Here is a 14,766-nt window from a genome sequence, read left to right on the forward strand (position 1 = left end):
GCCGCTGACATCCACCTGGCCGCCCGGTGCGCCGGGGTCGGGGTAGCGCAGCCGCACCCGGAACCACAGGTTCGGCGCCCGCAGGCCCAGGTGCATGTCGTCGGCGAGGATCGCGCGGCCATCGGCAGTCAATGCGCCGGCCACCGCGAAATTGTTGCTGCCGTGGACATCCTGCTCGGCGCGTTCGGTAGTGGCTCCATCCGTGGTGGGAACGTCACCTGCGGTGGGTAACGACCGTTGGTCGTTACGCAACTGAAATGCATCGGAGGGTGGCAGCACCGCGTTCCCACGCGCCTCGCCAAACAAGGGCGCATCCCATTCGCTGCCATCGTGGCTGAGCAGCGCATACAGCGCCGGCGGCGCCACTTCGCGGATCCGGCGCATGGCCAGCTCGTTCTCGTTGGCGGGGTCCTGCAGGTCCGCGTACATGGCCAGCCCGGCCAGCACCGAATCGGTGGCGGTCCATGCGGCGGGTTGCTGGCGCAGCAGCAGGTAAGGCCAGGGGCGCACGCGCAGGCTGTCCAGGCCACGGTTGACGCCTTCCACGTAGGCCTGCACCACCTGCGGGCGCTCGCCCAGCGCCTGCGCAAGGTGCGCATCGGTGCGCGCACGCAGGCGATGCACCCGCATGCGCTGGTCGGTGGGCACGGCGGCCGAACCGAACAGCTCCGAGAGTTCGCCGGCCGCCGCGCGGCGCATCAGGTCCATCTCGAAATAGCGCTCCTGCGCATGCACCAGCCCCAGTGCCCGCATCGCATCGGCCTCGCTGCCGGCATCGATGGTGACCACGCCCAGCGCATCGCGGCTGACGCTGACCTTGGCCTGCAACCCGGCCACGGGCTGTTCGCCCTCCAGCGCTGGCAGGCTGCCGCGCAGCAGGAACCAGGCCACGCCGATCACGACGACCACGATCCCGACCAGCACCCCGAACGCCCACGCACCCCGTTTCAGCCAACGACGCATCCCACGCTCCCCGAAGAAGGTCATGCAGGCCGACCCCACCTGCGCCTGCGCATGCAACTGATTCCGATTAGATCACGGCGATCCGGGATAGGGCACCATGGCCCCCATCGATTCACAGGAGCTCCCCCATGAAAGGCCATCCCGACGTCATTGAATGCCTGAAGGAACTGCTGCGTGGCGAACTTGCCGCGCGCGACCAGTACTTCATCCACTCGCGCCGCTACGAGGACCAGGGTCTGTTCGCGCTGTACGAGCGCCTCAACCACGAGATGGAGGAGGAGACCCAGCACGCCGACGCGCTGCTGCGCCGGATCCTGTTCCTGGGCGGCAACCCGGACATGCGCCCGCACGGCTTCGAGCCGGGCGTGACCGTGGAGGAAATGCTGCAGAAGGACCTGGACACCGAGTACAGCGTGCGCAACAACCTGGCCGCCGGCATGAAGCTGTGCGAACAGCACCAGGATTACGTGAGCCGCGACATGCTGCTGGTCCAGCTCAAGGACACCGAAGAAGACCACGCGTGGTGGCTGGAACAGCAGCTGGGCCTGATCAAGCGCATCGGCCTGGCCCTGTACCAGACCAGCAAGATGGACGCGAAGGGCACCGCCGCGCATTGATGCGCCCACCGGTAGCGCCCGACCGTTGTTCGGGCGACAACAACCGCCAGCCAGCAACCGCCAGCCAGCCCAGAACACCGTCCGCCAGCCAGCCAACCGCACGCCAGCGACGAAAAAAAAACCGGGGAAATCCCCGGTTTTTTTGTGGGCGATCACTCCACCGACAACCCTTCCACCTTCTGCCACCCACGCGGCAGCAGGTGCCCACGGCTGGCGCGGCTGCCGAGGTAGGCCTCCAGGTCTTTGTACGACAGGTTCATGGTGCGCTGCCCGCTGCGCACCAGCAGCGTGTTGCCCGGGCCCACCGCCACCACCGCGACCACGCGCTCGGTGGCCAGCTTGGCCTTGGGGATCTCGATGATCTTGTTGCCCTTGCCCTTGTCCAGTTCCGGCAGGTCGCTGGCGGGGATGGCCAGCAGGTTGCCCGAGCTGGTCACCGCCACGATGCGGTCGGTGTCCGGGTTGGCCACCACGGCCGGGGTCAGCACCTTCGAACCGGAGGTCAGGTTGAGCATCGCCTTGCCGGCCTTGTTGCGCCCGGTCAGGTTCTCGAAGCGGGTCACGAAGCCATAGCCGTGGGTGGACGCCAGCACGAAGCGGGTGGCGTTCTCGCCGCTGGCCAGGGTCATGAATGCGCTGCCCGGGGCCGGCGAGAAGCGACCGGTGAGCGGCTCGCCATTGCCACGTGCCGAGGGAAGGGTGTGCACCAGCGTGGAATAGGCGCGGCCTTCGCTGTCCAGGAACGCCACCTGCTGCGTGCTGCGTGCACGTACCGAACCCAGCAGGGCATCACCGTCGCGGTAGGACAGGGTGGACGGGTCCATGTCGTGGCCCTTGGCCGCGCGGATCCAGCCCTTTTCGGACAGCACCACGGTCATCGGCTCGCTCGGCACCAGCTCGGTTTCGTCGATCGCCTGCGCGGCGCCACGCTGCACCAGCGGCGAACGGCGCGCATCGCCGAACTTCTTCGCATCGGCCACCAGCTCGTCGCGGATCAGCTTGCGCAGCTTGGCCTTGCTGTCCAGGATCGACTGGATCTTGTCGCGTTCCTTGGCCAGTTCGTCCTGCTCGCCGCGGATCTTCATTTCTTCCAGGCGCGCCAGCTGCTTGAGCTTGGTTTCCAGGATGTATTCGGCCTGGTCGTCGCTCAGCTCGAAGCGCGCGATCAGCGCCCGCTTGGGCTCGTCCTCGGTGCGGATGATGTGGATCACTTCATCCAGGTTGAGGAACGCCACCAGCAGGCCTTCCAACAGGTGCAGGCGACGCTCGACCTTTTCCAGGCGATGGGTAAGGCGGCGGGTCACGGTGGTGCCGCGGAACTGCAGCCATTCGCTGAGCAGCATCTTCAGGTTCTTCACCTGCGGACGCCCGTCCAGCCCGATCACGTTGAGGTTGACCCGGTAGCTGCGCTCCAGGTCGGTGGTGGCGAACAGGTGGCCCATCAGCTGTTCGGCATCGACGCGGTTGGAACGCGGCACCAGCACCACCCGCACCGGGTTGGCGTGGTCGGATTCGTCGCGGATGTCTTCCAGCCACGGCAGCTTCTTGGCGCGCATCTGCGCGGCGATCTGCTCGATCACCTTCGACGGCGAAACCTGGAAGGGCAGCGCGTTGATGACGATGTTGGTGCCGTCCTTGAAGAACGTCGAGCGGGCGCGCACGCTGCCGTAGCCGGTCTCGTACATGGTGCGCAGGTCGGCGGCCGGGGTGATGATCTCGGCCGCGCTCGGGTAATCCGGGCCCTTCACGTGCTCGAGCAGGTCGCCGATGCTGGCCTCGGGATCATCCAGCAGGTGCAGCAGCGCGCTGACGATCTCGTTGAGGTTGTGCGGCGGCACGTCGGTGGCCATGCCCACGGCGATGCCGGTGGTGCCGTTGAGCAGCAGGTGCGGCAGGCGTGCCGGCATCCAGGTCGGCTCTTCCAGGGTGCCGTCGAAGTTCGGGGTCCAGTCGGTGGTGCCCTGGTTGATTTCGCCCAGCAGCACTTCGGCGATCGGGGTCAGCTTGGATTCGGTGTAGCGCATCGCCGCGAACGACTTCGGATCGTCGGTGGAACCGAAGTTGCCTTGGCCTTCAATCAGCGGGTAGCGGTACGAGAACGGCTGGGCCATCAGCACCAGCGCTTCGTAACAGGCGCTGTCGCCGTGCGGGTGGTACTTACCGATGACGTCGCCGACGGTACGCGCGGACTTCTTCGGCTTGGCGGCGGCGTTCAGCCCCAGCTCGCTCATCGCATAGATGATGCGGCGCTGCACCGGCTTGAGGCCGTCGCCGATGAACGGCAGCGCACGGTCGAGCACCACGTACATCGAGTAGTCGAGGTACGCCCGTTCAGCGTATTCACGCAGGGGCAGCTGTTCAAAGCCGTGGAAAGCGGGGCGGGCTAGATCGGTCATGCGGGATTGTTACCTGTGGCAAGGGACGGCGACGGCTGTCGCCCTCGCAGGCGGTCGATTATCCGGATGCGGCGTGGGATGCCAAGCGATGTGAAGGAATCGGGGGTCCGGGGCGTTGTCCTGAATGGGGCAACACTGCATTTCCTTCCAGATTAAATATTTCCATTGAGAAATATATTTTTCGGAAGTAAAGTGCGTCCCCATGATGATCTGCCCTGAATCCACGCCGCCCAGCCTGGGCCTGCTGCTGCGCCAGGTCCGCGATGGCCTGATGCGCCAGCTGGACGTTTCCATGGCCGAGGAAAACCTCGATATCGGCTTCACCCACTACCTGGGCCTGAAGGTGCTGTCGTTCCGCGCGCCGTGCACCGCCAACGAACTGGCCCAGGCCCTGGACCAGGTGCCCAGCGCGGTCACCCGCCTGCTGGACAAGCTGGAGGCCCTGGGCTGCGTCCGCCGTGAACCGCATGCGCAGGACCGGCGTGCGCTGCAGATCGTACTGACCGACGAGGGCCGCCAGCTGTGGTCCCGCCTCAAGCAACGCGGCGACGCGGTGATGGACGACGCCATGCGCGACCTGTCCGCCGACGAGCGCGCCCTGCTGCTTTCCCTGTTGACCCGTGTCCGTGACTCTCTGATTTCGCCATGACTTCCATACCTGATCGCACCTCATCGCTGCGCCCCCTGCGGCCGGTGCTGCTGTCCGTGCTGGCGCTGGCGCTGGCCGCCTGTGCCAGCACCGGTGGCCTGCAACCGCACGGCCAGCTGCTCGACGCCGACAGCCTGCAGACCCAGCGCACCTTGGCCGGCCACACCCTGAGCCCGTCGGCGTTCCCGGCCACCGACTGGTGGCGGGCGCTGAACGACCCGCAGCTGGACGCGCTGATCGCCGAAGGCCTGCAGCGCAACCCGGGCCTGGAGGCCGCCGATGCGCGCCTGCGCCAGGCCCGTGCCCAGATCGGCACCGCACATGCCGACCGCCTGCCCAGCGTGTCCGCCTCTGGCGGCTACACCGGCGTGCGCCTGCCCGAATCGATGGTGGGTGACGAGCTCGGCGGCAGCTATGCCGGCAGCGGCCAGGCCTACCTGAGTGTCAGCTACGGCGTGGACCTGTGGGGCGGCAAGCGCGCCGCCTGGGAAGCGGCGGTGGACAGTGGCCATGCCGCTGCCGTCGACGCGCAGGCCGCGCGCCTGAACCTGTCGGCCGGCATCGCCGAAGCCTATGCGCAGCTCGGCTATGCGTGGCAGCTGCACGATGTGGCCAGCGAAGAACTGGACCGCTCGCAGAAAACGCTGACGCTGACCCGCCAGCGTCGCGCGGCAGGCATCGACAGCGACCTGCAGACCCGCCAGGCCGAAGCCCGCATTCCGGCCGCGCAGCAGCAGCTGCAGGCCGCACAGCAGCAGATCGACGAGGCCCGCACCGCGCTGGCCGCGCTGGTCGGGCAGGGCCCGGACCGTGGCCTGCAGATCGAACGCCCGCAGCCGCTCAACCCGCTCGCGCTGCAGCTGCCGGGCGTGCTGCCCAGCGAACTGCTGGGCCGCCGCCCGGACATCGTGGCCGCGCGCTGGCGCGTGGAAGCGGCCGGTCGCGAGATCGACGCGGCCAAGGCGAAGTTCTATCCCAGCCTCAACCTCACCGCGCTCGGCGGCGTGGTCGCCAGCGAAGTGGACCAGCTGCTCAAGAGCGGCTCGACCTTCGCCTTCATCGGCCCGGCGCTGAGCCTGCCGATCTTCGACGGTGGCCGCCTGCGCGCCAACCTGGACAAGACCGACGCGCAGTACGACCTGGCCGTGGCCGACTACAACCAGTCGGTGGTCACCGCGCTGCGCGAGGTGGCCGACCAGGTCAACGCAGTGCGCTCGCTGGCCGACCAGGCCGCGTCGCAGGCGCAGGCAGTGAGCACCGCGCGTGCCGCCCACGAGCTGGCGCAGCAGCGCTACAAGGCCGGCATCGGCAGCTACCTGGACGTGCTCAGCGTGGAAGCGCAGCTGCTGCAGTCGCAGCAGCAGCTGGCCTCGCTGCAGTCACGGCAGATCCTTGTTTCGGTTCGGCTGAGCCAGGCGCTGGGCGGGGGCTTCACCCCGTCCGGCGACACCGCCACGTTCGCCACCGCCCCCGAATCCACGCATTCCTGAGATACCTTCCATGAGCCAGACTTCCGCTCCCGCTGCCGCACCGGCAGCCCCCTCCCGCCGTGGCAAGCTGCTGCGCGGCCTGTTGGCCATCGTGGTGCTGCTGCTCGCCGCCGCGGCGCTGTGGTACTTCATGTTCGGCCGCTGGTTCGAAGAAACCGACGACGCCTATGTGCAGGGCAACCAGGTGCAGATCACCCCGCTGGTGACCGGTACCGTGGTGGCGATCAACGCCGATGACGGCATGCGCGTCGAGCGCGGCCAGCTGCTGGTGCAGCTGGACCCGGCCGACACCGAAGTGGCGCTGCAGCAGGCCCGCGCCAACCTGGCCCGCACCGTGCGCCAGACCCGCGGCCTGTACCGCAGCGTGGAAGGCGCGCAGGCCGAACTGAGCGCGCGCCAGGTCACCCTCAACCGCGTCCGCGAAGACTTCGCGCGCCGCAAGGGCCTGGCCGCCACCGGCGCGATTTCCGATGAAGAGCTGGCGCACGCCCGCAACGAACTGGCGGCCGCCGAAGCGGCCGTGGCCGGCTCGCGCGAAACCTTCGAGCGCAGCAACGCGCTGGTCGACGACACCGTGATCGCCACCCAGCCGGACGTGGAAGCCGCTGCGGCGCAGCTGCGCCAGGCCTACCTCAACAACGCCCGCGCCGGCATCGTCGCGCCGGTCAGCGGCTACGTGGCCCGTCGCTCGGTGCAGGTGGGCCAGCGCGTGCAGCCGGGTACCGCACTGATGGCGGTGGTGCCGACCGAACAGATGTGGGTGGAAGCCAACTTCAAGGAAACCCAGCTGCGCCACATGCGCCTGGGCCAGGAAGTGGAGCTGCGCTCGGACCTGTACGGCGGTGACGTGAAGTACAAGGGCCGCATCGACAGCCTCGGCCTGGGCACCGGTTCGGCGTTCTCGCTGCTGCCGGCGCAGAACGCCAGCGGCAACTGGATCAAGATCGTGCAGCGCGTTCCGGTGCGCATCGCCATCGATGCCAAGCAGCTGGCCGACAATCCGCTGCGCATCGGCCTGTCGATGAAGGCGGAAGTGAGCCTGCGCGACCAGAAGGGCACCGTGCTGCCGACCACCACGGCCAAGGGCCAGGTGTTCGACACCGACGTGTATGCCAAGCAGCTGCACAGCGCCGACGATGTGATCCACGAGATCATCCAGAGCAACCTGCCGCGCCAGTCGAAGGCGAGCTGAGGTATCCATGTCCGCACAAGCTCCCGCCGCGCCCGGCCTGCCGGGCGCGCCGTCGGCGCCAGGTGCGACCGGCGCGTTCCGGCCGGCCAACGTCGCGCTGTGTACTGCAGGCCTGGCCATGGCCTCGTTCATGCAGGTGCTCGACACCACCATCGCCAACGTTTCGCTGCCGACCATCGCCGGCAACCTCGGCGCCAGTTCGCAGCAGGCCACCTGGGTCATCACCTCGTTCGCGGTCAGCACGGCCATCGCACTGCCGCTGACCGGCTGGCTGAGCCGGCGCTTCGGTGAAACCAAGCTGTTCATCTGGGCCACGCTGTCGTTCGTGATCGCGTCGCTGCTGTGCGGCCTGGCGCAGAGCATGGGCATGCTGGTGGTGTCGCGCGCGCTGCAGGGTTTCGTGGCCGGCCCGATGTACCCGATCACGCAGTCGCTGCTGGTGTCGATCTACCCCCGCGAGAAACGCGGGCAGGCGCTGGCACTGCTGGCGATGATCACGGTGGTGGCACCGATCTGCGGCCCGATCCTGGGCGGCTGGATCACCGACAACTACAGCTGGGAATGGATCTTCCTGATCAACGTACCGCTGGGCATCTTCGCCGCGCTGGTGGTGGGCAACCAGCTGAAGGGCCGCCCGGAGCACATCGAAAAGCCGAAGATGGATTACGTGGGCCTGATCACGCTCATCATCGGCGTGGGTGCGCTGCAGCTGGTGCTGGACCTGGGCAACGACGAGGACTGGTTCAGTTCGCCGACGATCGTGGTGCTGGCCTGCGTCTCGGTGGTGGCACTGGCGGTGTTCCTTATCTGGGAGCTGACCGACAAGGACCCGATCGTGGACCTGCGGCTGTTCCGCCACCGCAACTTCCGCGCCGGCACGCTGGCGATGGTGGTGGCGTATGCGGCGTTCTTCAGCGTGTCGCTGCTGATCCCGCAGTGGCTGCAGCGTGACATGGGCTATACGGCGATCTGGGCGGGCCTGGCCACGGCGCCGATCGGCATCCTGCCGGTGATCATGACGCCGTTCGTGGGCAAGTACGCGTCGCGGTTCGACATGCGCTGGATCGCCTCCTTCGCGTTCGTGTTCCTGTCCTTCACCAGCTTCCTGCGTTCGGGCTTCAACCTGCAGGTGGACTTCGCGCACGTGGCGGGGGTGCAGCTGATCATGGGCATCGGCGTGGCGCTGTTCTTCATGCCGGTGCTGCAGATCCTGCTGTCTGACCTGGACGGCCGCGAGATCGCGGCGGGTTCGGGCCTGGCCACGTTCCTGCGTACGCTGGGTGGCAGCTTCGCGGCGTCGCTGACGACGTGGCTGTGGGCGCGCCGCACGCAGGAGCACCACGCGCACCTGACCGAAAGCATTTCCGGCTACACGCCGGGCATGCAGGAGAAGGTGGCGGCGATGGGGCAGGGCGACCTGCAACATGGTGCAGCGGCGTTGAACAACATCATCAACCACCAGGCATCGCAGATGGGCTTCAACGACATCTTCTTCCTGCTGGGCTGGATCTTCCTGGCCATCATCGCCTTCCTGTGGCTGGCCAAGCCGCCGTTCGGCGCCGGTGCCGGCGCGGCGTCTGCCGGCGGGCATTGATGGTGTGAGTTGCTGAAACGAGAAGCCCCGCTGAAGAGCGGGGTTTTTTTTACAGCCAACAGCAGCGTTTCGGTTGCTACGTGCTGGGGAGGCCGACGGGCAGCCCCTTACGGGACACGCCGTAAACCCATCCATGGGGGCTTGGCAAAAACATCCATGTTTTTGACAGTCCCTACAGGGGCTGCCCGCCGGCCTCCCCCGATAGATGGTCGCGTGCGGAAACGAGAGCAGCCACGCAGGGCGTGGCTCTACGCGGTGGGTACGCGAATGGGGCTGGGGCCGGTTACGCCGACCGGGCCTGGTCCGGTAGCGTCGGTTCCCGAACGACGGCACGGAACGCCACCACGTCCGGTAACGCATGAAAATGATCGGCACCGCCGTTGATCTTCCCGTGACCACCAACACACCGTCGAGGGTCGGCGGGGGCGGGGGTACGGGGGCTTTGCGAAACATGGATGTTTCGCAAGAGCCCCCAAGGATGGGTTCACGGCGCCCCCCGTACCCCCGCACCCGCCGGCCCAGCTCAGGCCATGCGGGAACCACCGGCTGTTCGCCCAAATGCATGAAGCCAGGCATAGCCCGGCTCCATGAAATCGCAAGCGATAGAAACGAAAAAACCCGCTTGCGCGGGTTTGATCATTTACTGAGTCATGGTGCCCAGGAGAGGACTCGAACCTCCACGAAGTTGCCCCCGCTAGCACCTGAAGCTAGTGCGTCTACCAATTCCGCCACCTGGGCGACTCAGGAGGAGAATTTTGCGGGAGAACCGCGAGTGTGTCAACAGGATGTCGAAGAAAATTTCCCGCGCGATCCATGCCGCAGATACGAAAAAACCCGCTTGCGCGGGTTTGATCATTTACCGAGTCGTGGTGCCCAGAAGAGGACTCGAACCTCCACGAAGTTGCCCCCGCTAGCACCTGAAGCTAGTGCGTCTACCAATTCCGCCATCTGGGCGACTCAGGGGGCGAATTATGCGGAAGCATCCGGAGGCTGTCAATGCATGCGATAGCACCGATTGGCATACTCGGCCCATACCGACTCTCTGGAGTTTCCATGGCACTGCCGATCCTGCACGCCCACCCGCTGTCGTCCTGCTGCCAGAAGGTGCTGATCGCCGCCCGCGTGCTCGGCGTGGCCCTGGACGAACGCATGGTCAACCTGGGCGACCCCGCCGATCGCGAGATGCTCCAGGCCATCTCCCCGGCCGGGAAGATGCCCGTGCTGGTCGACCACGGCCGTGCCGTTGCCGAGACCAGCATCATCATCGAATACCTGCAGCAGCTGGCCGCCGGCGCGCGCCTGATTCCGGCCGATGCCGATGCCGCCTTGGCCGTGCGCTTCTGGGACCGGTTCTCCGACTTCTATGTCATGACCCCGATGCAGGCGCTGACCGCCGAACGGCTCAAGCCCGAAAGCGGGCGCAGCGAGGATGCCGCGCAGGCTGCCCGGTCTCGGCTGCTGGAAAGCTACGCCGCCATGAATCGCCAACTGGAAGACCGCACGTGGCTGGCCGGCGAAGGATTCAGCATGGCCGATTGTGCGGCGGCGCCCGCTTTGTTCTACGCCGTGGCGTATGTGCCCATTCCCGGCAACGCGGTCCACCTGCTCGACTATCTCGAGCGCTTGATGGCGCACCCGGCCGTGGCGGCAGTGGTCGACGCGGCGCGGCCCTGGTTCAAGTACTTCCCGGGGCGGGCAGGGCTGTCGGCCCGGTTCTACACGCCGGAGGCCTGAAACGAAAAAACCCGCTTGCGCGGGTTTGATCATTTTCTGAGTCATGGTGCCCAGGAGAGGACTCGAACCTCCACGAAGTTGCCCCCGCTAGCACCTGAAGCTAGTGCGTCTACCAATTCCGCCACCTGGGCGACTCAGGGGGCGAATTCTGGGCAAGTCCGCAGGGGTTGTCAACGGTTTTGTTAAATTTCTTCACAATCCTGCATGGGCCGCGGCAATGACCCATTCTGCACACCGGCACGCGGTACCATGGGGGTCGATGAAATCAAAGAAACCGACCCGGGGCGCAAAAGCCCCCAAGTCCCCGGCGCCCAAGCAGGCTGCCGGTCCGTCGGGCAAGTCCCGCGCTGCTGCCAAATCCGGCAAGCTGCCGCCCTGGATGCCCGAGTCCATGAGCACCCCCGCGCCGCCCCGTGGCGGCAAGCGCTCCGGCCCCCGGCCGGATGGCCCGCCGATTCCGACCCGCCGCAACCCGCGCCCCAGCGCGCCGGTTGGCAGCGTGGACGATCCCTTTGCCGCCCGTGAAGCTGAACGCTACGCCCAGCCCATCGCCAGCCGCGAAGCGATCCTGCAGCTGCTGGATCGCTGCGATGGCCCGCAGACCGCCGAGGAAATCGGCATCCAGCTGGGCCTGACCGAGCCCGACCGCGCCGACGCGCTGGGCAAGCGCCTGGGCGCGATGGTGCGCGACGGCCAGCTGGTGCAGAACCGCCGCGGCGGCTTCGCCCCGGTGCAGGCCACCAACCTGATCACCGGCGTAGTGATCGCCAACCCCGAAGGGTTCGGCTTCCTGCGCCCGGTGGACGGCGGCGACGACCTGTTCCTGGCGCCGTATGAAATGCGCAAGGTCATGCACGGCGACCGCGTGCTCGCGAACGTGACCGGCATCGACCGCCGCGGCCGCCGCGAAGGCAGCATCGCCCGCGTGCTCGAGCGCGGCATGACCCGCCTGATCGGCCGCTTCAGCGTCGAGTTCGGCATCAATTACGTGGTGCCCGACGACAAGCGCATCCAGCGCAACGTGCAGATTCCGCCCGACCAGACCGGCGATGCCCGCGATGGCCAGCTGGTGGTGTGTGAACTGACCCAGGCCCCGGATACCCGGCGCCCGCCGATCGGCCGCATCATCGCTGTGCTCGGCGACAAGCTCACCGCCTCGCTGATCGTGGAAACCGCGATCCACGGCCATGAGCTGCCGTTCGAATTCCCGCAGCAGGTGCTGGACGAAGCCGCATCGGTGCCGATGCAGGTGGAGCCGGCCATGATCGGCGACCGCGTCGACCTGCGCAGCACGCCGCTGGTCACCATCGACGGCGAAGACGCCAAGGACTTCGACGACGCGGTCTACTGCGAACCCAACGCCGAAGGCTTCCGCCTGGTGGTGGCCATCGCCGACGTCTCCAACTACGTCCGTCCCGGCACGCCGCTGGACGATGAAGCACAGAAGCGCGCCACCTCGGTGTACTTCCCCGGCTTCGTGGTCCCGATGCTGCCCGAGACGCTGTCCAACGGCATCTGCTCGCTGATGCCCAAGGTCGACCGCATGTGCTTCGTCTGCGACATGCAGGTGAACCGCGAGGGCGAAGTGATCCACTCGCGCTTCTACGAAGCCGTGATGAACTCGCATGCGCGCCTGACCTACACCCAGGTCTGGCAGGCGGTGGGCGAGAACGATCCGGCCGCGCGCAACGCCATCGGTGCGCTGCTGCCGCAGGTCGAGCGCCTGCACCAGCTGTACAAGGTGCTGGCCAAGGCCCGCACCCGCCGTGGCGCGATCGAGTTCGAATCCTCCGAAGTGCGCTTCGTGCTCGACAATACCGGCGAAGTCACCCAGGCCGGCATGCTGGTGCGCAACGATGCGCACAAGCTGATCGAGGAATGCATGATCGCGGCCAACGTGCAGGCCGCGCGCTACCTGCTGTACAAGCAGGTGCCGGCCCCGTTCCGTGACCACGCCAAGCCGCCGGAAGCCAAGTTCGAGGACCTGCTGGAGTTCCTCAAGGAATTCAAGCTGAGTCTGCCGCCGTGGTCAAAGGTGCAGCCGGGCGATTACACCAAGCTGCTCAAGAAGGTGCGCGAGCGCCCCGATTCGGCGCTGATCGAATCGGTGCTGCTGCGCAGCCAGAGCCTGGCGGTGTACTCGCCGGACAACCAGGGCCACTTCGGCCTGGCGCTGGATGCGTATGCGCACTTCACCTCGCCGATCCGCCGTTACCCGGACCTGCTGGTGCACCGTGCGATCAAGCATGCGCTGAGCGGCAAGCCGCTGGAGAAGTTCACCTATACCCAGCGCGAAATGGCCGCGCTGGCGCTGCAGTGCTCCGAACGCGAGCGCCGGGCCGACGAGGCCGAGCGCGAGGTCGACGAGCGCTACCGCGCGGCGTGGATGGAAAAACACGTGGGCGGCCAGTTCGACGGCGTGATCAGCGGCGTGACCAGCTTCGGCCTGTTCGTGGAACTGGATGATTCCAAGGTCAATGGCCTGGTCCATGTCACCCAGCTGCCGCACGACTATTACCAGTTCGACGCGACCCGCAAGACGCTCAGCGGCGAACGCCGTGGCACCAGCTACCGCCTGGGTGACCGCGTGCGGATCCTGGTGCTCAAGGCCAGCATGGAAGAACGCAAGATCGACTTCCGGCTGGTGGAAGAGAAGGGCGATGAAGAACCGGCCTTGCCGCCACGCGGCCAGCCGGCGAAGCGGCAAAAGCAGAAGTATTGAGGCCCGCGGTGTACCGACCAACGGTCGGTACCTACCGTCGCGGGACGATGCCTTGGTAGGTGCCGACCGTTGGTCGGTACGGACGTGAGGAGTGAACGATGAACCCGGTTCCCGAATTCTCCGGCGGTTGCCAATGCGGCGCGGTGCGCTTCCATGTCCGCGGCGCCTTGCCGGATCGTTCCATCTGCCACTGCCGGATGTGCCAGAAGGCCTTCGGGGCGTACTACGCCCCGCTGGTCTCGGTTCGCGGGGCCGATTTCCAGTGGACCCGCGGCGAGCCGCGCCGGTTCCAGTCCTCCAACCACTTCCGCCGGGGCTTCTGCGCCGACTGCGGCACCCCGCTGACCTACGAAGGCGAGGACGGCATGGCGGTGGCGGCCGGCGCGTTCGACCAGCCTGGACGGCTGCCGCCGACGGTCCAGTACGGCACCGAGTCCAAGCTGCCGTTCGTGGACCAGCTGGGCGGGCTGAGGTGATCCTGCAGGAAGACGACCCCGACGCCGAGCGCCTGCGCACGCTGGTTTCCCACCAGCACCCGGACCACGACACCGCCCGCTGGCCCCGTTGAGCGGCCGGGCAGGGCCGCGCCGCTACGGCAGCCGAACCGGCAATGCTCTACCATTACCACCCCCTGTACCGGTCCCGCCCCCGCAATGAGCAAGCAAAGCCAGTGGATTGTCGGCGTCAACGCCGTCGCCTCCTCAATCGAGAACGATGCCGAGAACGTCCGCGAAGTGCTCATCGAGGCGAGCGCGAAGAATCCGCGGCTGACCGAAATCGAGGAAAACGCACGCCGCAAGGGCATCGACGTGCGCAAGGTGAACACCCAGGCGCTGGACGGCGTGGGCGGTTCGGTGCGCCACCAGGGCGTGGCCGCGCGCTACCAGGCGGCCCGCACCTGGGGTGAGAACGAGCTGGAAGGCCTGGTCGAGGCCGCCGAGGGCAAGGCCCTGCTGCTGATCCTCGACGAGGTGCAGGACCCGCACAACCTGGGCGCCTGCCTGCGCAGCGCAGCGGCCGCCGGTGCCACCGCGGTGATCATTCCCAAGGACAAGTCGGCCACGGTCAATGCCACCGTGCGCAAGACCTCGGCCGGCGCCGCCGACCGCATCCCGGTGGTGGCGGTGACCAACCTGTCGCGCTGCCTGAAGGACCTGCAGAAGCAGGGCGTGTGGATCTATGGCCTGGCCGGTGAAGCCACCACCTCGCTGTATTCGATCGACCTGAAGGGCAACGTGGCGTTGGTGCTGGGCGGCGAAGCCGACGGCATGCGCCGCCTGACCCGCGAAAACTGCGACGGCCTGGTCAAGATCCCGATGCCGGGCGACATCGAGAGCCTGAATGTTTCGGTGGCTGCAGGTGTCAGCCTGTTTGAAGCGGTACGTCAGCGCAGCTGACGCGCCGCTTCA

At 67.1% G+C, this 14,766-nt stretch carries 10 protein-coding genes, 3 tRNA genes and 1 pseudogene; 9 read left to right on the forward strand and 5 right to left on the reverse strand.

All coding sequences use genetic code 11. From position 1 onward, the window contains the following. On the reverse strand, window positions 1-963 hold a 963-nt coding region (locus tag QMX79_RS09100), incomplete at its 3' end, for a penicillin acylase family protein (RefSeq protein ID WP_282246458.1). Between the two features lie 128 nt (window positions 964-1,091). Between QMX79_RS09100 and bfr the strand changes: the two genes are divergently transcribed. Then, complete coding sequence (gene bfr / locus QMX79_RS09105; protein ID WP_093533183.1) at window positions 1,092-1,580, forward strand: bacterioferritin; 489 nt, start codon at window positions 1,092-1,094, stop codon at window positions 1,578-1,580. A gap of 152 nt (window positions 1,581-1,732) precedes the next feature. On the opposite strand, the gene parC is transcribed toward bfr, so the two are convergent. Further along, on the reverse strand, window positions 1,733-3,976 hold the full coding sequence (gene parC, locus QMX79_RS09110) for a DNA topoisomerase IV subunit A (RefSeq protein WP_282246459.1): 2,244 nt from the start codon (window positions 3,974-3,976) through the stop codon (window positions 1,733-1,735). A 205-nt stretch (window positions 3,977-4,181) separates the two neighbouring features. Between parC and QMX79_RS09115 the strand changes: the two genes are divergently transcribed. From QMX79_RS09115 to QMX79_RS09130, 4 genes are read left to right on the forward strand one after another with little or no spacing between them, the layout of a single operon-like run. Beyond that, entirely contained in the window at window positions 4,182-4,625 is a 444-nt protein-coding gene (locus QMX79_RS09115; protein ID WP_282246479.1) for a MarR family transcriptional regulator, read from the forward strand. Beyond that, window positions 4,622-6,115, forward strand: a complete 1,494-nt coding sequence (locus QMX79_RS09120; protein WP_282246460.1) for an efflux transporter outer membrane subunit — start codon at window positions 4,622-4,624, stop codon at window positions 6,113-6,115. Before QMX79_RS09115 ends, QMX79_RS09120 begins: the two co-directional genes overlap by 4 nt. Before the next feature lie 10 nt (window positions 6,116-6,125). Next, window positions 6,126-7,307 carry a multidrug efflux MFS transporter periplasmic adaptor subunit EmrA gene (gene emrA, locus QMX79_RS09125; protein ID WP_282246461.1) on the forward strand — a complete coding sequence of 394 codons (1,182 nt, stop codon included), beginning with the start codon at window positions 6,126-6,128 and terminating at the stop codon, window positions 7,305-7,307. Window positions 7,308-7,314: 7 nt separating this feature from the next. Continuing rightward, window positions 7,315-8,901, forward strand: a complete 1,587-nt coding sequence (locus tag QMX79_RS09130) for a DHA2 family efflux MFS transporter permease subunit (RefSeq protein ID WP_282246462.1) — start codon at window positions 7,315-7,317, stop codon at window positions 8,899-8,901. Window positions 8,902-9,552: 651 nt separating this feature from the next. Here the strand turns inward: QMX79_RS09130 and QMX79_RS09135 are convergent. After that, window positions 9,553-9,639: transfer RNA gene (locus QMX79_RS09135), tRNA-Leu, on the reverse strand. Between the two features lie 129 nt (window positions 9,640-9,768). Beyond that, a tRNA-Leu gene (locus QMX79_RS09140) sits at window positions 9,769-9,855 on the reverse strand. 99 nt (window positions 9,856-9,954) lie between these two features. Between QMX79_RS09140 and QMX79_RS09145 the strand changes: the two genes are divergently transcribed. After that, window positions 9,955-10,635, forward strand: a complete 681-nt coding sequence (locus QMX79_RS09145) for a glutathione S-transferase family protein (protein ID WP_282246463.1) — start codon at window positions 9,955-9,957, stop codon at window positions 10,633-10,635. A gap of 44 nt (window positions 10,636-10,679) precedes the next feature. Here QMX79_RS09145 and QMX79_RS09150 read toward each other — a convergent pair. Continuing rightward, a tRNA-Leu gene (locus tag QMX79_RS09150) sits at window positions 10,680-10,766 on the reverse strand. A 128-nt stretch (window positions 10,767-10,894) separates the two neighbouring features. On the opposite strand from QMX79_RS09150, the gene rnr reads away from it, so the two are divergent. The 3 genes and pseudogenes from rnr to rlmB all read left to right on the forward strand — a co-directional run bounded on the left by rnr (window position 10,895) and on the right by rlmB (window position 14,754). Next, window positions 10,895-13,357, forward strand: coding sequence for a ribonuclease R (gene rnr / locus QMX79_RS09155; protein WP_282246464.1), 2,463 nt, complete (start codon window positions 10,895-10,897; stop codon window positions 13,355-13,357). 98 nt (window positions 13,358-13,455) lie between these two features. Beyond that, window positions 13,456-13,925 (forward strand): annotated as a pseudogene (locus QMX79_RS09160) (GFA family protein). An 85-nt stretch (window positions 13,926-14,010) separates the two neighbouring features. Further along, window positions 14,011-14,754 carry a 23S rRNA (guanosine(2251)-2'-O)-methyltransferase RlmB gene (gene rlmB / locus QMX79_RS09165; RefSeq protein ID WP_282246465.1) on the forward strand — a complete coding sequence of 248 codons (744 nt, stop codon included), beginning with the start codon at window positions 14,011-14,013 and terminating at the stop codon, window positions 14,752-14,754. The last annotated feature ends 12 nt before the right edge of the window (window positions 14,755-14,766 follow it).

This window comes from Stenotrophomonas sp. PS02300, assembly GCF_029959395.1.
GTDB classification, from domain to species: Bacteria; Pseudomonadota; Gammaproteobacteria; order Xanthomonadales; family Xanthomonadaceae; genus Stenotrophomonas; species Stenotrophomonas maltophilia_AD.

Excerpts from the sequence above, each read along its gene's own strand:
- bfr (WP_093533183.1), top strand. The coding sequence starts at position 1,092 with ATGAAAGGCCATCCCGACGTCATTGAATGCCTGAAGGAACTGCTGCGT.
- parC (WP_282246459.1), bottom strand. The coding sequence starts at position 3,976 with ATGACCGATCTAGCCCGCCCCGCTTTCCACGGCTTTGAACAGCTGCCC.
- QMX79_RS09115 (WP_282246479.1), top strand. The coding sequence starts at position 4,182 with ATGATCTGCCCTGAATCCACGCCGCCCAGCCTGGGCCTGCTGCTGCGC.
- QMX79_RS09120 (WP_282246460.1), top strand. The coding sequence starts at position 4,622 with ATGACTTCCATACCTGATCGCACCTCATCGCTGCGCCCCCTGCGGCCG.
- emrA (WP_282246461.1), top strand. The coding sequence starts at position 6,126 with ATGAGCCAGACTTCCGCTCCCGCTGCCGCACCGGCAGCCCCCTCCCGC.
- QMX79_RS09130 (WP_282246462.1), top strand. The coding sequence starts at position 7,315 with ATGTCCGCACAAGCTCCCGCCGCGCCCGGCCTGCCGGGCGCGCCGTCG.
- QMX79_RS09145 (WP_282246463.1), top strand. The coding sequence starts at position 9,955 with ATGGCACTGCCGATCCTGCACGCCCACCCGCTGTCGTCCTGCTGCCAG.
- rnr (WP_282246464.1), top strand. The coding sequence starts at position 10,895 with ATGAAATCAAAGAAACCGACCCGGGGCGCAAAAGCCCCCAAGTCCCCG.
- rlmB (WP_282246465.1), top strand. The coding sequence starts at position 14,011 with ATGAGCAAGCAAAGCCAGTGGATTGTCGGCGTCAACGCCGTCGCCTCC.